The organism is Trinickia violacea, assembly GCF_005280735.1.
Classification (GTDB): Bacteria; Pseudomonadota; Gammaproteobacteria; order Burkholderiales; family Burkholderiaceae; genus Trinickia_A; species Trinickia_A violacea.
Genome location: NZ_CP040077.1, coordinates 1,957,435 through 1,978,314 on the forward strand (window position 1 = coordinate 1,957,435; position 20,880 = coordinate 1,978,314).

17 protein-coding genes and 6 tRNA genes are annotated in these 20,880 nt (G+C 62.0%); 18 read left to right on the forward strand and 5 right to left on the reverse strand.

The genetic code is table 11. From position 1 onward, the window contains the following. Positions 1 to 232 precede the first annotated feature (232 nt). From FAZ95_RS08820 to FAZ95_RS08835, 4 genes are all read left to right on the forward strand, one after another. Positions 233 to 1,483 carry an aspartate kinase gene (locus FAZ95_RS08820; RefSeq protein ID WP_137332103.1) on the forward strand — a complete coding sequence of 417 codons (1,251 nt, stop codon included), beginning with the start codon at positions 233 to 235 and terminating at the stop codon, positions 1,481 to 1,483. 151 nt (positions 1,484 to 1,634) lie between these two features. Next, positions 1,635 to 1,728 (forward strand) — tRNA-Ser (locus tag FAZ95_RS08825). Positions 1,729 to 2,143: 415 nt separating this feature from the next. Continuing rightward, the gene (locus FAZ95_RS08830; protein ID WP_137332104.1) at positions 2,144 to 2,521 is read left to right on the forward strand and encodes a hypothetical protein; all 378 of its coding nucleotides are present in this window, start codon (positions 2,144 to 2,146) and stop codon (positions 2,519 to 2,521) included. A 145-nt stretch (positions 2,522 to 2,666) separates the two neighbouring features. Next, on the forward strand, positions 2,667 to 3,995 hold the full coding sequence (locus FAZ95_RS08835; RefSeq protein WP_175425684.1) for an IS4 family transposase: 1,329 nt from the start codon (positions 2,667 to 2,669) through the stop codon (positions 3,993 to 3,995). A gap of 76 nt (positions 3,996 to 4,071) precedes the next feature. Here the strand turns inward: FAZ95_RS08835 and fabI are convergent, their stop codons facing one another. Continuing rightward, complete coding sequence (gene fabI / locus FAZ95_RS08840) at positions 4,072 to 4,863, reverse strand: enoyl-ACP reductase FabI (protein WP_137332105.1); 792 nt, start codon at positions 4,861 to 4,863, stop codon at positions 4,072 to 4,074. A 122-nt stretch (positions 4,864 to 4,985) separates the two neighbouring features. Between fabI and FAZ95_RS08845 the strand changes: the two genes are divergently transcribed. The 5 genes from FAZ95_RS08845 (at position 4,986) to FAZ95_RS08865 (ending at position 11,618) form a co-directional block, all read left to right on the forward strand. Next, positions 4,986 to 6,938: an extracellular solute-binding protein gene (locus tag FAZ95_RS08845; protein WP_137332106.1), complete on the forward strand. Its 1,953-nt coding sequence runs from the start codon at positions 4,986 to 4,988 to the stop codon at positions 6,936 to 6,938. A gap of 76 nt (positions 6,939 to 7,014) precedes the next feature. After that, positions 7,015 to 8,055, forward strand: coding sequence for a microcin C ABC transporter permease YejB (locus FAZ95_RS08850; protein WP_137332107.1), 1,041 nt, complete (start codon positions 7,015 to 7,017; stop codon positions 8,053 to 8,055). Beyond that, on the forward strand, positions 8,009 to 9,169 hold the full coding sequence (locus FAZ95_RS08855; RefSeq protein ID WP_137332108.1) for an ABC transporter permease: 1,161 nt from the start codon (positions 8,009 to 8,011) through the stop codon (positions 9,167 to 9,169). Before FAZ95_RS08850 ends, FAZ95_RS08855 begins: the two co-directional genes overlap by 47 nt. Continuing rightward, positions 9,166 to 10,809, forward strand: coding sequence for an ABC transporter ATP-binding protein (locus FAZ95_RS08860; protein ID WP_254699857.1), 1,644 nt, complete (start codon positions 9,166 to 9,168; stop codon positions 10,807 to 10,809). The genes FAZ95_RS08855 and FAZ95_RS08860 overlap by 4 nt, the downstream gene beginning before the upstream one ends. 125 nt (positions 10,810 to 10,934) lie before the next feature. Continuing rightward, positions 10,935 to 11,618, forward strand: coding sequence for a C40 family peptidase (locus FAZ95_RS08865; protein WP_137332109.1), 684 nt, complete (start codon positions 10,935 to 10,937; stop codon positions 11,616 to 11,618). Positions 11,619 to 11,752: 134 nt separating this feature from the next. Here FAZ95_RS08865 and FAZ95_RS08870 read toward each other — a convergent pair whose 3' ends face one another. After that, entirely contained in the window at positions 11,753 to 12,727 is a 975-nt protein-coding gene (locus tag FAZ95_RS08870) for a patatin-like phospholipase family protein (RefSeq protein ID WP_137332110.1), read from the reverse strand. Between the two features lie 224 nt (positions 12,728 to 12,951). On the opposite strand from FAZ95_RS08870, the gene gltX reads away from it, so the two are divergent. The 7 genes from gltX to FAZ95_RS08905 all read left to right on the forward strand — a co-directional run bounded on the left by gltX (position 12,952) and on the right by FAZ95_RS08905 (position 15,839). Then, the gene (gene gltX, locus FAZ95_RS08875) at positions 12,952 to 14,361 is read left to right on the forward strand and encodes a glutamate--tRNA ligase (protein ID WP_137332111.1); all 1,410 of its coding nucleotides are present in this window, start codon (positions 12,952 to 12,954) and stop codon (positions 14,359 to 14,361) included. A gap of 122 nt (positions 14,362 to 14,483) precedes the next feature. Further along, positions 14,484 to 14,559, forward strand: a tRNA-Ala gene (locus tag FAZ95_RS08880). Positions 14,560 to 14,709: 150 nt separating this feature from the next. Continuing rightward, positions 14,710 to 14,785: transfer RNA gene (locus FAZ95_RS08885), tRNA-Glu, on the forward strand. Positions 14,786 to 14,865: 80 nt separating this feature from the next. Continuing rightward, positions 14,866 to 14,942 (forward strand) — tRNA-Asp (locus tag FAZ95_RS08890). Positions 14,943 to 15,004: 62 nt separating this feature from the next. After that, positions 15,005 to 15,080 (forward strand) — tRNA-Glu (locus tag FAZ95_RS08895). Between the two features lie 78 nt (positions 15,081 to 15,158). Beyond that, positions 15,159 to 15,235 (forward strand) — tRNA-Asp (locus tag FAZ95_RS08900). A 139-nt stretch (positions 15,236 to 15,374) separates the two neighbouring features. Further along, positions 15,375 to 15,839, forward strand: coding sequence for a GNAT family N-acetyltransferase (locus tag FAZ95_RS08905; RefSeq protein WP_137332112.1), 465 nt, complete (start codon positions 15,375 to 15,377; stop codon positions 15,837 to 15,839). 99 nt (positions 15,840 to 15,938) lie between these two features. Here the strand turns inward: FAZ95_RS08905 and FAZ95_RS08910 are convergent, their stop codons facing one another. After that, positions 15,939 to 16,862, reverse strand: a complete 924-nt coding sequence (locus FAZ95_RS08910) for an AraC family transcriptional regulator (protein ID WP_137332113.1) — start codon at positions 16,860 to 16,862, stop codon at positions 15,939 to 15,941. Positions 16,863 to 17,151: 289 nt separating this feature from the next. On the opposite strand from FAZ95_RS08910, the gene rraA reads away from it, so the two are divergent. Together rraA and FAZ95_RS08920 are read left to right on the forward strand one after the other, a co-directional pair. Then, on the forward strand, positions 17,152 to 17,646 hold the full coding sequence (rraA, locus tag FAZ95_RS08915; protein WP_137332114.1) for a ribonuclease E activity regulator RraA: 495 nt from the start codon (positions 17,152 to 17,154) through the stop codon (positions 17,644 to 17,646). 120 nt (positions 17,647 to 17,766) lie between these two features. Then, positions 17,767 to 18,198, forward strand: a complete 432-nt coding sequence (locus tag FAZ95_RS08920; protein WP_137332115.1) for a gamma-glutamylcyclotransferase family protein — start codon at positions 17,767 to 17,769, stop codon at positions 18,196 to 18,198. Positions 18,199 to 18,324: 126 nt separating this feature from the next. On the opposite strand, the gene aceB is transcribed toward FAZ95_RS08920, so the two are convergent. Further along, positions 18,325 to 19,917, reverse strand: coding sequence for a malate synthase A (gene aceB, locus FAZ95_RS08925; protein ID WP_137332116.1), 1,593 nt, complete (start codon positions 19,915 to 19,917; stop codon positions 18,325 to 18,327). 71 nt (positions 19,918 to 19,988) lie between these two features. Beyond that, positions 19,989 to 20,756, reverse strand: coding sequence for a haloacid dehalogenase type II (locus tag FAZ95_RS08930; protein WP_137332117.1), 768 nt, complete (start codon positions 20,754 to 20,756; stop codon positions 19,989 to 19,991). Between the last annotated feature and the right edge of the window lie 124 nt (positions 20,757 to 20,880).

A 20,880-nucleotide genomic window follows, 5' to 3' on the forward strand; every position in this document is an offset into this window, starting at 1 on the left:
CTGGCGCATATTTTTTGCGTTTTTTGGTGGCCTTTTGCGGTCTCATGCGTCTACTTAACGAGCAAACCCGCGCATGCCCAGAGGCAACTCGAGCATGTCTTCGCCGCCACCCTTCGTCGTCGTCCTAAGCTCACAAGGCGTGTGACCGAACGGCAGTCTTGCGGTCCGTTGAGCCCATTCAGCACATCGAGCACGTCAAGCGGCGCGGTCACACTTCCAGTTCAGAACGACAATGGCACTCATCGTACACAAATACGGCGGCACTTCGATGGGCTCGGTCGAGCGCATCAAGAACGTCGCCAAGCGCGTCGCCAAATGGCACCAAGCCGGCCACCAGATGGTCGTCGTGCCGTCGGCGATGTCCGGCGAAACCAACCGGCTCCTCGGTCTCGCGAAAGAGATCACGAGCCAGCCGAGCCCGCGCGAACTCGACATGATCGCGGCCACCGGCGAGCAGGTCAGCGTCGGCCTCCTGTCGATCGCGTTGCAGGAACTCGGCGTCGAAGCCGTGAGCTACGCCGGCTGGCAGGTCCCGATCAAAACCGACAGCTCCTTTACGAAAGCCCGCATTCACACGATCGACGACGAGCGCGTGATGCGCGATCTCAACGACGGCAAAGTGGTGGTGATCACGGGCTTCCAGGGTGTCGACCCCGAAGGCCACATCACGACGCTCGGCCGCGGCGGTTCCGACACTTCGGCGGTCGCGGTCGCGGCAGCTTTGAAAGCGGAAGAATGCCTGATCTATACCGACGTCGACGGCGTCTACACGACTGACCCGCGCGTCGTCGACAGCGCGCGCCGGCTCGATCGCGTGACGTTCGAAGAAATGTTGGAAATGGCAAGCCTGGGTTCGAAGGTCTTGCAGATCCGCTCGGTGGAATTCGCCGGCAAATACCAGGTGAAGACGCGCGTGCTGTCGAGCCTGACCGATCCGCAGATCCCGCTCGAAATCGAAATGAAGTCGGGCACCCTGATCACTTTTGAAGAAGACGAGACCATGGAAAAAGCAGTCATCTCCGGTATCGCGTTCCAGCGCGACGAAGCCCGCATCGCGGTGATGGGCGTGCCCGACAAGCCGGGCATCGCGTATCAGATTCTCGGACCGGTGGCGGATGCGAACATCGACGTCGACATGATCATCCAGAATCAGAGCGTGCAAGGTAAAACCGACTTCACGTTCACGGTCGGCCGCGGCGACTACCAGCGCGCGATGGACATTCTCGTCAATCAAGTGAAGGGTCACGTGAGCGCCGAACAGGTGCTGGGCGATCCGAAGGTGTCGAAGGTTTCGGTGGTGGGCGTTGGAATGCGCTCGCACGTCGGCATCGCGAGCACGATGTTCCGTACGCTGTCGGAAGAGGGCATCAACATCCAGATGATCTCGACCTCCGAAATCAAGATTTCGGTGCTGATCGACGAGAAATATATGGAGCTCGCCGTGCGCGCGCTGCACAAGGCATTCGAGCTCGATCAGGCGTAACAAAAATGAGGTAGGCGGAGGGGTGCGCAACACCCGCGATGCGAATCGTCAAACCTGGCGAGAAAATTGCGTCACAGGTTTGACCTTCGCTCGTGAAACCGCTATTATCTTGGCTTCGTCGCGCTGCCTCCCTGGCGCGAGCGAAGGTTTGGGAGACGTGGCCGAGAGGTCGAAGGCACTCCCCTGCTAAGGGAGCATCTGGGCCAAAACCTGGATCGAGGGTTCGAATCCCTCCGTCTCCGCCAGCAATGGCGGTGAAACCCCGTAGAGCTGCGGTTCTACGGGGTTTTGTTTTTTTAAGTGGGGATTTTGTCTTCGCGTTTGATTCGCCGATTAATGGTCACGCCGAGCCGCGCGGCGAATCGCCGCTTCGTATTCGAATTGAATTCGCGAATTTAATTCGGATCACCAATCAAATCCCTTCTCGGTCAAAGAACTGGAAAGGCGCGCGCAAGAGGGCGGTCGGCGGTATCTTTTTCATGTCCAGCCTGCCTTTGAGCAGATCGGATTTGCTTGAATGCCACACCTTGTAACGAAACGTAACGTCAATTGGCTGCGGCGATCTTGTGCATCAGTCGTTACAAGTTTGAAATACGCCGGCTTGGGTCGGTACGTTATATTGCACTCAGCAACACCACATTTCGCACAAAAGGTGAGTTCATGAAATCCGCACGCATTCTTCCGCTTCTTATCGGGGTTTTGGCGATCGGCGCGTCGAGCGCCGCGATGGCAGGTGTGAGCGTCGGCGTTAATATCGGCATTCCGGCACCGGTGTATGTCGCGCCCGCTCCGGTTTATGCACCGCCGCCTCCGCCGCCCGTCGTCTATCAGCCGGCGCCTGTGTATGCCGCGCCGGTCTATGGCGGCCCGGTCTATGGCGGTCCGGTCTATGGCGGCCCGTCGATCGTGATCGGCTGGCACGGCGACCGTTACTGGGACGGCCGTCGCTATTGGAATCGCGATGACTGGTATCGCCATCATGGCGGTCCCGGCTACGGCTATCGTGGCGACCGCGGCCACGGCTGGCATAGAGATTGATGCGGCGCTGCTGGTTTAGCCCGCGTGAAACATTAAAAAACCGCCCATAAGGGCTAATGCCGTTCAGTTAAGCGACTGAACGGCATTTTTGTTGATGGAGCAAACCTGTTGTAAACAGGGCGTGGCGATGTTAACTTTCGTCGCCATGCTGGTTGACGACCTTCCTCTTCTTGTCGATTCACACCCACCGTTCGAATGGGACCGGCTGGGCGAGCATCTGCCGTACGAATGGATCGAGCAGGCAGTTCAGGCCAGCGGCAGTGCCAGCCTGCGCCGTCGTCGTCTGCCAGCGCAGCAGGTGGTGTGGCTGGTGATCGCACTGGCGTTGTACCGGCATCAGTCAATCAGCGAGGTGGTTGACGGGCTGGAACTTGCGCTTCCCGCGCCCGATGCGTCGTTTGTCAGCAAGAGCGCCATCACCCAGGCACGGCAACGCACCGGCGCCGCGCCGCTGGCGTGGCTCTTTCACGAGTCCGCCAGGAACTGGGTTGCCCAGGATCAGGCGCAATACCTCTTCAAGGGATTCTCGCTGTTCGCCATGGACGGCACCACGCTGCGCACGGCCGACAGTGCCGCCAACCGCAGGCACTTCGGGGCATCCGCGGCCGTGCATGACCGGGTGGGCAGCTATCCCCAGTTGCGTGCCGTTACGCTCACCGCCATTCCCACGCATCTGGTACGCGATGTCGAATTCGGCCCTTATGACGTCAACGAGATGATCTCGGCGCGTGAACTCATGCCGCGTGTGCCGGAGAACTCCATTACGGTGTTCGATAAAGGGTTCCTGTCCGCCCAGCTGCTGTGCAGCCTGGTCGCGGGCGGGGAGAACCGGCATTTCATCATTCCGGCCAAGTCCAATACACGCTGGGAGGTGCTCAGTGGTGAGTCCGGCGATCAGATGGTGCGCATGCGCGTGTCGCCGCAGGCGCGAAAGGCGTGTCCGGAGCTGCCCGAGTCCTGGCAGGCCCGTGCCGTGCTCGCCGTCGATGCCGGTGGCCGGCAGCGGGTATTGCTGACTTCCCTGAGCGATCGGCAGCGGTTTAAGGCCGGTGACATCGTGTCCTGCTACGAACGTCGCTGGCAAATCGAGACCAGCTACCGTGAATTGAAGCAATCGATGCTGGGCATGGAGTTGACCCTTCGCAGTCAGACCGTGGAAGGCGTCTACCAGGAGTTCTGGGGCGCTTTGATCGCCTACAACCTGATTCGCCTGGAGATGGCGAAGGCTGCCCTGGAGGCCGGCCGCACACCCGAGGAGCTGAGCTTCATCAGGGCGTTTCACACGATCCAGTACGAAATGACGTGGGCGGCCGTCACGCGCTCGTACGGCAAACTCCCTGCGCTACTCGCGCGCCTGCGCGAGCGCCTCAAGCAGCTTCCCAACGAAAAACGGCCCGGGCGCTCATGCGCTCGGGCCGTCAAGTCCAGACCTTTCCGTTACACCGTCCGGTACCTGAAGCGGGACCTTAACTGAACGGCATTAGCCCATAAGGGCGGTTTTTTAATGGGTGCCGACGCGAATGCTTCATGCGCCGCCGGCGATTCTGCGTTTATTCCGCGGCTGCGGCCATCCCGCCGACCACCATGCTAAAGCCGCTGTCGACATGCATGATCTCGGCCGTCACGCCGCTCGCCAGATCCGACAGCAGGAATGCAGCCGAGTTGCCGACTTGCTCGATCGTCACGTTGCGCTTGAGCGGCGCGTTCTCTTCGACGAAGTCGAGGATCTTGCCGAAGCCCTTGATGCCGCTCGCGGCGAGCGTCTTGATCGGGCCGGCCGAGATAGCGTTCACGCGGATGCCTTTCTTGCCGAGCGAAACAGCGAGGTAGCGCACGCTCGCTTCGAGTGCGGCTTTCGCCACGCCCATCGTGTTGTAGTTCGGAATCACCTTTTCGGCGCCGAGGTAGGAGAGGGTGAGCAGCGCCGCATTGTCCGACAGCATCGGCAGTGCCGCTTTCGCGAGTGCTGGGAAGCTGTATGCGGAAATATCGTGCGCGATGCGGAAGTTCTCGCGCGTCATCCCGTCGAGGAAGTCGCCGGCGATCGCTTCACGCGGCGCGAAGCCGATCGAGTGGACGAGGCCGTCGAGGCTCGGCCAGTGCTCTTTGAGCGACGCAAAGAGTGCGTCGATTTGCGCATCGTCGGCGACATCGCACGGGAACACGAGGTTGCTGCCGAATTCGGCGGCGAATTCGGTGATGCGGTCCTTGAAGCGGTCGCCGACGTACGTGAACGCCAACTCGGCGCCTTCGCGTTTGCAAGCCTGCGCGATGCCGTAAGCGATCGAACGGTTCGACAGCAGCCCTGTCAGCAAAATGCGTTTACCAGCGAGAAAGCCCATGAATTCTCCTAATGAAGTCGGCGCGCCGTGCCGTCGCTCGAAAGTTCGCGTTCGGCCGGCCGGTGCGGGATTTTGGTTAGAATTCTCTCATATTGCAATCGCCACCTGACCAATAAACCAATATGACGACTGGCTCGCGCGGGGCCTCTCCACGACGCGTGCAATGGCGCGCTCTCACCGGCGCGTGTTTGCGCGACGGCATTTCGCATCGCACACAAGCGCTCGCCGCACGTTTTCTGATTGCTGCTTGCGTATCGTTCTGGTTTATCGCGCCGCATGACGCACACGCTGTCTATGCGATCGCGCAATACGGCGAGCCGAAGTATCCGCCGGACTTCAAGCATTTCGACTACGTGAATCCGGACGCTCCCAAGGGCGGCACGCTGGTGCTCGCGAATCCGGACCGCCTCACGAGCTTCGACAAATTCAATCCGTTCACGATGCGCGGCAATCCGGCGCCCGGCATCGGCATGCTGTTCGAGAGCCTGACCACCGGCAGCTCCGATGAGGTCGCGTCCGCCTACGGCCTGCTCGCCGACGACATCCGCCTCGCGCCGGACCGCCTGTCGGTGACATTCCACATCAATCCGCGCGCGCGTTTCTCGAACGGCGACGCGGTGACTGCGGGCGACGTCAAATTCTCATTCGATACGCTGACGAGCCCGCAAGCCGCGCCGCAATTCTCGGCCTTCTTCGCGGATATCAAGCGCGCGGTGGTCGTCGATCCGGCGACGATCCGCTTCGAGTTCCGCCAGCCCAACCGTGAATTGCCGCTGCTCGCGGGCGGCATGCCAGTGTTCTCGCACAAGTGGGGCTTGAAGGCCGATGGCACCCACATTCCGTTCGATCAGCTCGCGTTTCAACAGCCGATCGGCAGCGGCCCATACGTGATCGAAAGCTACGCCAACGGGCGCACGATCACCTACAAGCGCGATCCGTCGTACTGGGGGGCGTCGCTGCCGGTGCGCGTCGGCACCGACAATTTCGAACGCATCACATACAAGCTCTACTCCGACGCTACGGCGCGGCTCGAGGCGTTCAAGGCGGGCGAGTACGACGCGCTGGTGGAATACATTGCGCGCAACTGGGTGCGGCGCGATGTCGGCAAGCGTTTCGACAACGGCGAGCTGATCAAGCGCGAATTCCGGCAGCACAACGGTGCAGGCATGCAGGGCTTCTTCATGAATCTGCGCCGGCCGCTCTTTCAGGACGTGCGCGTGCGTGAGGCGCTCGATCTTGCGTTTGACTTTCAGTGGCTGAATCGCCAGCTGTTCTTCGGCGGCTATACGCGGGTCGACAGCTACTTTGCCGATAGCGACATGCAAGCGACAGGCATGCCGAGCGACGGGGAGCTCGCGCTGCTCAATCCGTTGCGCGCGCAACTGAATCCCGCCGTGTTCGGACCGATGACGGTGCAGCCGGAGACGGACCCGCCCAATTCGTTGCGTGCGAACTTGCTGAAGGCGCGCGCGTTGCTGGCGGATGCCGGCTGGACTTACCGCAACGGCGCGCTGCGTAACGCCAAGGGGCAGCCCTTCACGTTCGAGATTCTCGATGACAGTGGCTCGGGCGGCGGAATGGAGCCGGTCGTGACGGCATACATCCGCAACCTGGCGAAGCTCGGCATCACCGCGAACTTTCGCACGGTCGATTTCGCGCTGATCCAGAAACGCTACGAAGCGTTCGACTACGACATGACGACGATCCGCTGGCCGGGAACGCCGATACCCGGGCAGGAGCAGGTCAGCCGGTTCAGCAGCAAGACCGCCGACGAACAGGGCTCGGACAACATCGTGGGTCTCAAGTCGCCGGCCGTCGACACGCTTCTCTCCGCGCTCGTCCATGCGCAGACGCGCGAGCAACTGACCGATGCGGCCCGCTCGCTCGATCGTGTGCTCATGCGTGGCTACTATGTGGTGCCGCATTGGTACAGCTCGACGCACCGGATCGCGTATCAGCGCGAGCTCGCCTATCCGAAGACCTTGCCGCTGTACTATGAGGCGAACGACTGGATCATCTCGACGTGGTGGTTTGCTCAGCCGTCGACTGTGCAGTCGACCGACGAAGCGCACTGACTTTGGCGCGTCTCTCGGACTTCGAGTCCTACTTAACGTTATTGCTTGTTTTTTTGCCTGTTCAGGGTGGCCGTCCATGTGGAGCTACATTCTCAAACGCGTGCTGCTGATGATCCCGACGCTGCTCGGCGTCTTGACCATCACGTTCGCTGTGATCCAGTTCGTGCCGGGTGGCCCCGTCGAGCAGGCGGTGTATGAGTTGCGCAAGGGACAGGCTGAGGGGCACGCGCCGTTCGGGCTGCGCTCGCACACGGGCGTCGACGCACAGCAGATCGCGCAGTTGAAGGCTCTTTACGGTTTCGATAAACCGCCGCTCGAGCGTTACTGGCTGATGCTCTCGCGCTTTGCACGCTTCGATCTCGGTCAAAGCTATTTCCATCACCAGAGCGTCTGGTCGCTGATCGTCTCGAAGCTACCGGTGTCGATCAGCATCGGACTATGGACGTTTTTTCTCACCTACCTGATATCGGTGCCGCTCGGCATCGCGAAAGCCGTGCGCAACGGCTCGTCGTTCGATATCGTGTCGAGCCTCATCGTGCTCGTCGGTTATGCGATCCCGGGGTTCGTGCTCGGCGTGCTTCTGCTGGTGCTGTTCGGCGGCGGTTCGTTTCTGCAGCTATTCCCGTTGCGCGGCCTCACGTCCGATAACTTCGCGCAGCTCAGTTTGGGCGGCAAGATCGTCGACTATCTATGGCACATCACATTGCCGATCACGGCGTCGGTCGTCGGCAGCTTTGCGGTCGTCACGATGCTCACGAAGAATGCCTTCCTCGACGAGATCCACAAGCAGTACGTGCTGACCGCGCGCGCGAAGGGTCTCTCGGAGCGCCGCGTGCTCTGGAAGCACGTCTTTCGCAATGCGATGCTGCCGCTGATCGTCGGCTTTCCGGCGGCGTTCATCGGCGCGTTCTTCACCGGAAGCCTGCTGATCGAAACGCTTTTTTCGCTCGATGGCCTGGGCCTGCTGTCGTATGAATCGGTAGTGCGGCGCGACTATCCGGTCGTGCTCGGCACGCTCTATCTCTTTACGCTGATCGGGCTCGCCACCAAGCTCATCTCGGATCTTTGCTATGTCTGGGTCGATCCGCGAATTCAGTTTGAACAATTGGAGCGCTGATTTGAGCCGAGTCCGTCCCCGTACCGAGAGCGATGCGCAAGCACGCACCGAGACCGCGCGCGCGTTTGTGTCGCCAACGCCCGCGCGCCGCGTGTGGCTGCGCTTCAAACAGCAGCGCCTCGGCTACTGGAGCCTCATCATTTTCGTCGTCGCGTTTGCGGCGAGCCTGGCCGGCCCGCTGTGGTCGAACGACAAGCCGTTAGTCGTTCGCTACGACGGGCATCTGTACTTTCCGATCGTGAAAACCTACGCGGAGACGACGTTCGGCGGCGATTTCCCGACGCCCGCGGACTACCTCGATCCCTACGTCCGGCATCGCTTTGAAGCGCCGGGCAACTTCGCGATCTACCCGCCGAATCACTACTACTACGACACGCTCAACTACTTCTCGAACCAACCGAACCCGGCGCCGCCGTCGCGTGAGAACTGGCTCGGCACCGATGCGCAGGGTCGCGATCTGTTCGCGCGGCTTCTTTACGGCTTTCGCGTATCGGTCGAATTCGGCCTCGTGCTGACGTTCATCGGCACCGTGATCGGCATTCTCGCGGGTGCGGTGCAGGGCTACTTCGGCGGCCGAATCGATATCGTCGGGCAGCGTTTGATCGAGATCTGGAGCTCGCTGCCCGAGCTGTATCTGCTGATCATCTTTGCGTCGATCTTCGAGCCGAGTTTCCTGCTCTTGATCGTGCTGCTGTCGCTGTTCGGATGGATCGGCTTGTCGGACTACGTGCGCGCCGAGTTTCTGCGCAACCGCACGCAGGATTACGTACGGGCCGCGCGCGCGATGGGGCTCTCGAATTGGCAGATCATTTGGCGTCACGTGCTGCCCAACAGCCTCACGCCCGTCATCACATTCCTGCCTTTCCGGATGAGCGGCTCGATTCTCGCGCTGACGAGCCTCGACTTCCTCGGCCTCGGCGTGCCGCCGCCGACACCGAGCCTCGGCGAATTGCTCGCGCAAGGCAAAGCGAATCTCGACGCGTGGTGGATCTCGCTGTCGACGTTCGGCGTGCTCGTCGCAACGCTGCTCTTGCTGACGTTCATGGGCGACGCGTTGCGCAACGCGCTCGATACGCGGATTGCCGATGCGATGCGCGCCGGAGGCAACCAATGAGCGCGCCGATGACGCCGAACACGAATTCGAACGCCTCGACCGAAGGCGAGCCGTTGCTGGAACTCGAGCGCTTGCGCGTGAGCTTCGGCGACACGGTCGCCGTCAACGACGTGACGCTTGCCATTGCCAATGGCGAGCGCGTCGCGCTGGTCGGCGAATCGGGCTCGGGCAAGAGCGTGACGGCGCTCGCGATTCTGCGTCTGTTGCGCGATGCCGAAGTGAGCGGCTCGATCCGCTTCGCGGGGCAGGACCTGACGCAAAAGAGCGAACGCCAGATGCGCGGCCTGCGCGGCTCGGACATCGCGATGATCTTCCAGGAGCCGATGACCGCGCTCAACCCGCTCTACACGATTGGCGACCAGATCGCGGAGACGATCGTGCTGCACGACGGCGTGTCGCAGCAGGAAGCAAGGAAACGGGCGATTGCGCTGCTTGCGCGCACTGGCATTGCTCAGCCGGAGCAGCGCGTGAACAGCTATGCGCATCAGTTGTCGGGCGGTCAGCGTCAGCGCGCGATGATTGCGATGGCGCTCGCGTGCCGGCCGCGTCTTTTGCTTGCCGACGAGCCCACGACTGCGCTCGACGTCACGATCCGTGCGCAGATTGTCGACCTGCTGCTGGAACTCCAACGCGACGAAGCGCAGAAGCGCGGAATGGCCGTGCTGCTGATCACGCACGACCTCAATCTCGTGCGCCGGTTTGCGCAGCGGGTGGCGGTGATGGAGCGGGGCGTGCTGGTCGAGAGCGGTCCGGTCGAGCGGATTTTTGCCGAGCCGCAGCATCCGTACACGCAGCGGCTTCTGAACAGCCGGCCGCAGCGCGCGGTCGCGCCGGTCCTGCCGATCGCGCCGGTTCTGCTCGAAGCGCGAGATGTCTCGGTCGCGTTTCGCACGAAGCTGCCGGGCTTTAGCGGGTGGTTTCGTTCGGGACGGTTCGCCGCCGTCTCGGAGGCGAGCGTGACGGTGCGGCAAGGGGAGACCGTCGGGATCGTCGGCGAGTCGGGCTCAGGCAAGTCGACGCTCGCCATGGCGCTGCTCGGCCTGCAGCGCACATCGGAAGGCGAGGTCCAGTTTCAAGGCAGGCCGCTCTCGAGCTATCACGGACGCGAGCAAACGGTCTTGCGCTCGAATATGCAGGTCGTATTTCAGGACCCCTTCAGCTCGCTTTCGCCGCGCCAGACGATCGAGCGGATTGTCGGCGAGGGGCTCGCGCTGCATCGTCCGCAGCTCGACACCACCGCACGGCGCGAAAAAGTCATTGCGGTGCTGCGAGAAGTGGGGCTCGATCGCACGGCGCTGTCGCGCTACCCGCATGAGTTTTCGGGCGGACAGCGCCAGCGGATTGCGATTGCACGAGCCCTGGTGCTGGAGCCGCGCATCCTGATTCTCGACGAACCGACGAGCGCGCTCGACGTGTCGATCCAGCAGCAAGTCCTGAAATTGCTCGCCAATCTGCAGAACAAATACAACCTCGGTTTCGTGTTCATAAGTCACGACCTCGAGGTGATCGGTGCGATGGCGCATCGCGTGATGGTCATGCAGGATGGAATGATCGTCGAAAGTGGTGAGGTGGAAAAAATATTCTCCGCTCCAGCCCATCCCTACACGCGAAAGCTACTAAATGCCGCATTGCAAGCCTGATTAGCCCCAATGGGGGTGCTATCTCAATTGTATTTTTTAATTTGTTTTGACATTTCTATACTTACTGGCTAGTATCGTCCAAACTTTTCGCAGTCCACTGATTCTTAAGCAAAATCTACCGACCAATGCAGCACCGATATCTAGCCCAGGTTTGCACGCGAGCCGTCACCGGGATGTTCATCGGCGTACTGATGGCCGCAGCTCCCGGCGCGTTTGCCGACGAAGTAAGCAGTTTTAATCAGAATGCCGCAAATTCGACTCAGAACGGGTCGAATTCGCTGTCTCCCGAACCTTCCCTGAATTTCCAAGCGGATACCGCGGCTCCGTCGGCCGGCGGTGCTAAGTCGTTTCTGTCGGGCATGGCCGGCAAGGCTGGCGACGTTGTCGTCGGCGCGCTGAACATGATCGGCGTGCGCTACCGCTGGGGCGGCAATACGCCGGATTCAGGCCTCGATTGCAGCGGCTTTGTGCGCTACGTGTTCCAGGACACGCTTGGCCTTGCACTGCCGCGCCGCGCTGAAGAAATGAGCCGAGTCGGCGAAAAGGTCCGCATGAGCGAACTGAAGCCGGGCGATCTCGTATTCTTCAATACGATGCGCCGGACGTTCTCGCACGTTGGCATCTACATCGGCGACAACAAGTTCGTGCATTCGCCGTCCACCGGCAGCACGATCCGTGTCGACGATCTGGATGACGGCTACTGGGAAAAGCGTTTTACGGGCGCGCGCCGCATCGAGACGCAGTTTCCGGTGAAAGCCGACGATCTGCGCCAGCGTGTGAACGCGACGCTAGGCGGGAACGGCAACTGAGGTTCCGGTCGGCGGCCAGTTTTGCTTGGCCGCCAGCGTGGTTGATCGTGGACAGATCAAAAAAGCCTGCTTCGTTTGAAGCAGGCTTTTTGTGTTTGTGCTCGAGATCGAATCGAGATCGATCCGGCAGCCTGTTACGAGGCCGCTGCGCGGCTCGCAGCCAGCTTGCGCTGCAGCTCCGGAAACGTCTTCGCAACCGCTTCTTCTCCCGCCAGGATGGCCGCGTTGCGCTGGCCGAAATCACTGCCACCCATCGCCGCGAGATTCGGGCGAATCACGAAGTCGGCGTACTTTTCTAGCTCATAGGTCTTGATCGTCTGTCCCATGATCGTGAAGGTCTGGAGCAGCACGTCGAACGAGCTTTGCGTGAGCGCCGATTCCGGGCGCGCCGAGATGTCCACCGCGATCACGAAGTCCGCCCCCATCTTGCGCGCGAACGAGGCCGGCACCGGGCTCACGAGCCCGCCGTCGACATACTCGTGTCCGCCGATCTTCACTGGCTCGAATATCGACGGCACGCTGCACGACGCGCGCACCGCGATGCCCGTGTTGCCGCGCTGGAACAGGATCGGTTGGCCGCTCCTCAGATCGGTCGCGACGACGCCGAGCGGCTTGGCCATCTTTTCGATCGGGCGGTTGTTGAGCGTCGTGTTCAGATAGTTCTGCAGCGCGACGCCTTGCAGAATGCCGCGCGCACGAAACGGCATCGCCCAGTCGCTGATCGACGCTTCGTCCATCGTCAGCGCGAGCTTGTTGATCGCGATGCCGCTCATGCCGGACGCATACAGCGCCCCGACGACCGACCCCGCGCTCGTGCCGCATACGATGTCGACTTGGATGTTGCGCGCTTCGAGGGCCTTGATCACGCCGATATGCGCAAAGCCGCGCGCCGCGCCGCCGCCGAGCGCGAGCGCGACGCGGATCGGACGCTCGCGCGTCGTGGCGGCCGACTGCGGGGTGGCCGGCGGCGTGGCGGTCGTGTTATTGGGGGCAGTGGCGACGGATTCGCCGTTAGGCTTGGTGCCTGTCGAGGCGCAGGCTGACAATACGGCCGACGCGCACGCAAGCGAGAACGTGCGTCGGGTGAGGCGAGGGGACGAAGGCTTCAACGATTTCTCCAGCAAGGCGCGCGGACATCATAAAGCAAAGCGCGGCACGCGGATCGCCGCATGGAGATAAGTGGCCGACGGTTATAATTCCCGCTTGTTTCTGAATCGATTCGTTGCGAGCGGCTTGTGATGTTTGCCAGTGTCTTCCTGGGAGACTGCTCGCGGCCATCGTGCAATGACATCCGCGCTGACACGCGTCCCGCTTTCGAGTTTCCTTTTCGCTTATGACTACCTCCGTTCGCACTCGCTTTGCACCGAGCCCAACCGGCTTCATTCATTTGGGCAACATCCGCTCCGCGCTGTACCCATGGGCGTTCGCGCGCAAGACGAAGGGAACGTTCGTGCTGCGGATCGAAGATACCGACGTCGAGCGCTCGACGTCCGAGGCCGTCGACGCGATCCTCGAAGGGATGGCATGGCTCGGCCTCGATATCGACGAAGGCCCGTTCTTCCAGATGCAGCGCATGGACCGCTATCGCGAAGTGCTCAAGCAGATGGTCGATCAAGGGCTGGTGTACCCGTGCTACATGTCGACGGAAGAGCTCGACGCGCTGCGCGAACGTCAGCGTGAGGCCGGTGAGAAACCGCGATACGACGGCACCTGGCGCCCGGAGCCGGGCAAGGTACTGCCGACGCCGCCCGCAGGCGTCGAGCCGGTGCTGCGCTTCAAGAACCCGCTGACGGGCGTCGTCGCTTGGGACGATGCCGTGAAGGGCCCCATCGAGATCTCGAACGAAGAGCTCGACGACCTCGTGATCGCGCGACCGGACGGCACGCCGACCTACAACTTCTGCGTCGTCGTCGACGACCTCGACATGCGCATCACACACGTGATTCGCGGTGACGATCACGTGAACAACACGCCGCGCCAGATCAACATCCTGCGTGCGCTTGGCGGCGAGGTGCCTGTCTATGCGCACTTGCCGACCGTGCTCAACGAGCAGGGCGAGAAGATGAGCAAGCGCCACGGCGCGATGAGCGTGATGGGTTATCGCGATGCCGGCTATTTGCCCGAAGCTGTGTTGAACTATCTGGCGCGTCTCGGCTGGTCACATGGCGACGCCGAAGTGTTTTCGCGTGAGCAGTTCATCGAGTGGTTCGATCTCGAGCATCTCGGCAAGTCGCCGGCCCAATACGATCAGGACAAGCTCAACTGGCTCAACAATCACTACATCAAGGAAGCCGACAACGCGCGTCTCGCCGAGCTGGCCAAACCGTTCTTCGCGGCACTCGGCATCGAAGAGGCGACGCTCGCAAGCGGGCCGGACCTCGTCGGCGTCGTCGGATTGCTGAAGGACCGCGCGACGACGGTCAAGGAGATCGCGGACAACGCCGCGATGTTCTATCGCGCGCCGGCGCCGGATGCCGAAGCGCTCGCGCAGCACGTCACCGATGCGGTGCGTCCCGCGCTTGCCGAACTCGCGGCGGCGTTGCGCTCGGCCGAGTGGACGAAAGAGGGTATCTCGGCCGCGTTGAAGGCGACGTTGGCTGCGCACAAGCTGAAGATGCCGCAACTCGCGATGCCGGTGCGCTTGCTCGTTGCAGGTACGACGCATACGCCGTCGATCGATGCGGTGTTGATGCTGTTCGGGCGCGATGTCGTCGTGAGTCGAATCGAAAAGGCACTCGCCTAAGCATCATCGAAGGGCATGCATGCAGCCTTGAAAAAGCTGCATGCAAAAAATTTAGCATCGGAAGCGAATAGGGTATTTACAAAACGAAAATCGAACTCTATAATCTCGCTTCTGTTCTGCAAGGGGGTATAGCTCAGCTGGGAGAGCGCTTGCATGGCATGCAAGAGGTCAGCGGTTCGATCCCGCTTACCTCCACCATCAGAACAGTGAAGTCGTTTGCAAAGCGGCTTTTGCAAGCAAAGGCAGCGGTAAAAAGGGCTTCACAAGCAGTAGTTAAGCAGTTAGAATAGCGTTCTTCGCAGTTGGCGAAAGTTAGCAGCGAAAACGAGACAGATCTGAAAAGATTTTGTCCCCTTCGTCTAGAGGCCTAGGACATCACCCTTTCACGGTGAGTACAGGGGTTCGAATCCCCTAGGGGACGCCAAAACATCGGCGTCGCTTCGGAAGAGAAGCAGCGCAGTTCGTGAGAAAAGACCGACGCTCACGAGCCATGATGTAAAGACTGGAGTGGTAGTTCAGTCGGTTAGAATACCGGCCTGTCACGCCGGGGGTCGCGGGTTCGAGTCCCGTCCACTCCGCCAGACAAAGCCCGTTCAGGTCATGCTTGAACGGGCTTTTTCATTAAAGGTGTAAGCAGTACGTTGTCCCCTTCGTCTAGAGGCCTAGGACATCACCCTTTCACGGTGAGTACAGGGGTTCGAATCCCCTAGGGGACGCCAGAACATCGGCGTCGCTTCGATAGAAGCAGCGCAGCTTGTGAGAGCAAACCGACGCTCGCAAGCCAGGGTGTAAAGACTGGAGCGGTAGTTCAGTCGGTTAGAATACCGGCCTGTCACGCCGGGGGTCGCGGGTTCGAGTCCCGTCCGCTCCGCCAAATGGAAACCCGTTCAAGCCAGTGCTTGAACGGGTTTTTTGTTTTACGCGCGCATCGTTCGTCCGGGACAAACAGCACTTGCCAGCGCGCGCGGGCTGCCTTAACGTGGGCCGAATAACGTCTTCCGTTTGCTGCAGCGATGCTCGATCCGACCGACGTCCCGTTTCCATTTCATCTGCGTGAAGCCTTGCCCGACGATTTCGAATTCGCGGAGGCGCTCACACGCGCCAACATGGGCGGCTATTACAAGCGCCATCATCTGATTTGGCGTGCCGACCTCTTTCTGGCGAGCTGGCGGGAGTCGGAGAACTTCATCCTCGAAGAGGACGGCGAGCCGATCGGCGTGCTGCGCATCACGGAGGAAGGCGACTCGCTGCATATTCGCGACGTGCAAATCGCCGAAGGGCATCGGCGTCAGGGCGCAGGCACCTATCTGCTCGACACTTCACATCGTTGGGCGCGTGCGCGTGGCTTGCGCGAGTCGCAGTTGCGCGTGTTCGTCGACAACCCCGCGGCGCGGCTTTATCTGCGGATGGGGTATCGGGTCGCCGGTCCGCGGCTTGCCCAGTTGGGTGCGATCCGGCATATGGTGCGGCGCGTTTGACCCGATGCGCTTGATGTCTGCCCTAAGTGCCTGCGTTTGATGCCTGCGATTCGGCGCGCGAAGGCGTGCCGCTGCTAGCGTGGATCCGCTGTAGCGGCGTCACGCCGATTCGCGCGCTTCATCGCTTGTGGTCTCGGTCGAATGATCGTGGAGGTCGTCGTCCGCCGGATCGCCGCTTCGGCGTTCGGTGCCGCGCATCATGAATGCGCGCGGGCTCTCGCCGAATGCTCGCCGGAACATCGCCGAAAACGCACTTTGGCTTTGATAGCCCAATTCCTGCGAGACGTGCGACAGCGCCCGCCCTTGATGCAGCAACGGGATCGCCCGGGCCAGCACGGCCTGCTGGCGCCACTGAGAAAAGCTCATCCCCAGTTCGTTGCGAAAAAGCCGAGCGATCGTGCGCGTGCTGGCGCCGACGCTCGATGCCCAGCGCTCGAGCGGATCCGTGTTCGCGGGGTTGGCGAGCAGCGCCTCGCACAGTGCGCGCAGGCGCTTCTCGCTCGGCATCGGCACTGACAGGGGCAACGGCACCGAGCGCGTCAGTTCGTCGAGCGCGAGTGCGCCGAGCAGCCGCTCGCGTGTCGTGGTCAGCTCGCGTGTGTCGATCGCGGCGATGACTTCGCGCAGCAGCCCCGACACTTCGACGACACGGCACGCGTCGAGGCCCGGCGGAACAGCGGACTCGTCGATGTAGAGCGTGCGCAGGTACGCATCCTCGACGATCACGACTTCATGGTTGATGCGCGGCGGCACGAAGATCGCGCGCGATGGCGGGACCATCCAGGTGCTGTCCGCGACCCCGACTCGCAGCACGCCCCGCGACGCGTACGCGAGCTGCGCCCAAGCGTGCGTATGCTGGGCGATCCGTTCGCCGGCGGGCATCGGACGTGAGCGCACACGGATCGGATGTTCGGGCGTCGGCGCGAACTCGGGCGGGATGTCGGCGAAGTGAACACGCGTTGAAGGCGTGGTCGCGTGGCCGGCGGAGACGGGATGAGCGGACGAGGCAGCGGACTGGGTCATGGTCGTGGCAGCTAGCCGGATGGAATGGCTGAAACGGGCGGCGAACGGCACGCCGCAAAGCACGAAGCCGAAGGCCTGCTGGCTTGGGACACAGGCTCGTTAAGGACGTTGACCAGCGGGTCTATTGTATGTGGATTGTCCGGGCCGTGTGGTCTGGGCCATGTGGTCCGGGCCATGTGGTCTGCGCGGTGCGGCGCGATTCATCGTCGACGAAACCCGTCCGTAAGCCTGCGGCGAAAGTAGCGGGGCATAATTCGGTACGACGCAGCCCATTCGAATGGAGACGCCCATGACGTTTGCAACGACGGATCTTTGCGATGCGCACGAGGACAAACTGGCATCGGGCGCCTTGCGCGTTCTCGAGCCGGTATTCCGTTCCTTCGGTCGCGCACAGATTTTTGGCGGCCGGGCCGTCACGCTGAAATTGTTCGAGGACAATTCGCTCGTGCGCTCGACACTCGAGCAGCCGGGACACGGCCACGTGCTGGTCGTCGACGGCGGCGGGAGCCTGCGATGCGCGCTGGTCGGCGGTAATCTCGCGCAGATCGGCGAGACGAACGGCTGGGCCGGCATCGTGGTCTACGGCTGTGTGCGCGATACGCTGGAACTGGATGCCTGCAACATCGGGATCCGGGCGCTCGCTGTGCATCCGCAGCGCAGCCAGAAGCGCGGCGCGGGCGAGCGCGACGTGCCGGTACGGTTACCGGGCTCGGTCGTGCGGCCGGGGGACTGGGTGTATGCGGATATCGACGGCGTGTTGATCAGCGACGCGCCGCTTACATAATCGACTGGGATGGCCGTGGCGATGCGCGAGCGGTGCCGTGGTCTTCCCAAATCGCTGAACAAACGGCTGGCCGCAAGGCCATCGAGGTGACCAACGAAAGGACGGGAAGGACGGATGGCTATGCAATACGTATTCGTGTACGGCACGCTGCGCGCGGGCGAAATCAACGACATCGGCCGGGCGGCCGCGCGGCATGGTATCGGCGAGCCGCGATTTATCGGTGCGGCCGCGGTGCGCGGGCAACTCTTCGACTTCGGGAGCTACCCCGGACTCGTTCCGGACGACGCGTCGTCGTTGGTGCGCGGGGACGTCTATCAAATCGACTCGGCGCTCGTGCCGGTGCTCGATGAGATCGAAGAGGTCTATCCGGGCGTCGAGGGGCTTTTCAGGGCGCAACAGATGGCGGTTGCCGTCGACGGCCGCGAATTGCCGTGTCTGTTCTATCCGGTTGCTTCGGGGGCCGTCGCGAGCCGTACGCGGATCGAATCGGGAGATTGGGTCGAATACCGGCTCGCGCGCGATGCCGCGCCGGGCTTCAAATACGGAAGCTAAAAAATGGAAAAGGCGCCGCGAATGAGCGGCGCCTTTCCACTTGTAGCGAGTGCTGTTCAAAGGCGAAGAGGGGCGCTCGAAAAGCCGCGCCCCAACGTACTCAACCAGTCGTCAACCGGCTCTCGATCAGATCTCTTCGTAAAGCGGCAACGTCAGGAATTCGGTGAAGTGTTCCGACGTCGACATTTTTTGGAAGATGACGGCCGCGCGCTCATACGGCTTGGTATCGCCGCCGACGGTTTTCTTCACGTTCTCGAGCTCGACCTGGGTCAGCTCGTTCACGAGTTCGGCCGTGACCTTGCGGCCGTCTTCGAGCTTGCCCTTCGGCGAGCGGATCCATTGCCAGACTTGCGAGCGCGAGATTTCCGCGGTGGCCGCGTCTTCCATCAGGTTGTGGATCGGCACGCAGCCGTTGCCGGCGAGCCATGAGCCGAGGTAGTGAATCCCGACGTTGATGTTGTTGCGCAGGCCCGCTTCGGTGATCGGCGCCTCCGGACGGAAGTCGAGCAGATCCTTGGCCGCCGGCACGACGTCGTCGCGCTGCTTGCTGATCTGGTTCGGCTTGTCGCCGAGCACCTTGACGAACTCTTCCATCGCGATCGGCACGAGGCCCGGGTGCGCGACCCAGCCGCCGTCGTAGCCGTCGCCCGCGTCGCGCGCCTTGTCCGAGCGCACGCCGTTCATCGCCTTCTCGTTGGCCTGCTCGTCGCTCTTGATCGGAATCAGCGCGCTCATGCCGCCGATCGCCGGCGCGTTGCGCTTGTGGCAGGTCTTCAACAGAAGCAGCGCATAGGCACGCATGAACGGCACCGTCATTGTGATCTGCGAGCGGTCGGCCAGGCAGAAGTCGGTGTCGTTCTTGAATTTCTTGATCGCCGAGAAGATGTAGTCCCAGCGGCCCGCGTTCAGACCGGAGCTGTGCTCGCGCAGCTCATACAGGATCTCGTCCATTTCGAACGCGGCGACGATCGTCTCGATCAGCACCGTCGCGCGGATCGTGCCGCGCGGAATGCCGAGCGCTTCCTGTGCCATCACGAAGATGTCGTTCCAGAGACGTGCTTCGACATGGCTTTCCATCTTCGGCAGATAGAAGTAGGGCCCCGTGCCGCGCGCGAGCTGTTCCTTCGCGTTATGGAACAGGAACAGCGCGAAGTCGAAGACGCCGCCCGACACGCGCTGGCCGTCGACCGTCACGTGCTTTTCGTCGAGGTGCCAGCCGCGCGGACGCACGATCAACGTCGCGATCTTGTCGTTGAGCTTGTACGACTTGCCGTTCTGCTCGAGCGAGATCGTGCGGCGCACCGCGTCCTTGAGGTTCAACTGTCCGGTGATCTGGTTGTCCCAGTTCGGCGTGTTCGAATCCTCGAAGTCGGTCATGTAAGAATCCGCGCCCGAGTTCAGCGCGTTGATGATCATCTTGCGCTCGACCGGTCCGGTGATCTCGACGCGACGGCATTCGAGATCCTTCGGCAGCGGCGCGATCTTCCAGTCGCCGTCGCGGATCGCCTGCGTTTCCTTGAGGAAATCGGGACGCTCGCCGGCGTCGAGCCGCTTCGTACGCTCGGCGCGCACCTTCAAGAGCGCCTGGCGGCGCGGCTCGAATGCGCGATGCAGCTTGGCGACGAGTTCGAGCGCGTCGCGCGTCAGGATCGTTTCAAAACCCGGCTGGATGGCACCGGTGATTTCCATGCCTTGCGGCAGCGACAGCGTGTTGGCCATGGGATTCTCCTTGGTCGGTCAGATGACAACGATACGAATAAAAAATGCCTTGATGCCCGCTTCGAGTTGACTCAACCGCCAGGGCTGTGGCGGCTGCGGCCTGGACTCTTGTCGGGCGGCGCAAGGGTTTCGATGAAATCGAGCAGGTCGGCCATGCCGCCGCCCGTGCCGTGGGGGATCACCCCCAATTCCTCGGCGGGCGCGCCCGCACGATTGATCCAGAACGTCGTGTAGCCGAACCAGCCCGCGCCGGCGGCGTCCCAGCCGTTCGACGACACGAACACCATCTCGCGCGCGGCCACGCCGAAGGCTTGGGGCCCAAGCGCATACGCGGCGGGAGCCGGCTTGTAGGCGCGCACGGCGTCCACCGACAGCACGCGATCGAACAGCCCCGTCATGCCGGCGCTCTTCACGGCGATGTCGAGCATCTGTGGATTTCCGTTCGACAGGATCGCGAGCCCGACGTGCCCCGCGCCCGCGCGCATCTCGCGCAGCCTGCGCAAGGCGGGCACGGCGTCAGGATAGGCGGACAGGCACGCGTATTCGTCCATCAGGCGCTTTTCGCCGGCGCCGTTGAGGCCGAGGCCGAGCTTGCGCGCGCTATAGCGCAGCGCATCGAGCGTGATGTTCCAGAACGGCTGGTAGCGCGCACCAGCCAGATCGGCCAGCGTGCGCAACTGCGTGTATTCGATTTGCTTTTGCCGCCACAACTGCGAGAGCGCGTCGCCGTGGCCAGGGAACATCTGCTCCGCCGCAGCGACGACCGAGTGCACGTCGAACAACGTGCCGTAGGCGTCGAAAATCACTGCTTTGGGGAGAGGTGTCGTTGTGGCCGACATTGCCATGCGCTCCTATAGAGGTCGATAAGAATTGTATTAGTGATCGCTTGCGCTTAAAAAGAGCGGAAACATCACTTGATCTTTTACTTTTACAACCCTAATCTGGCCGTCGACATGTTTATGT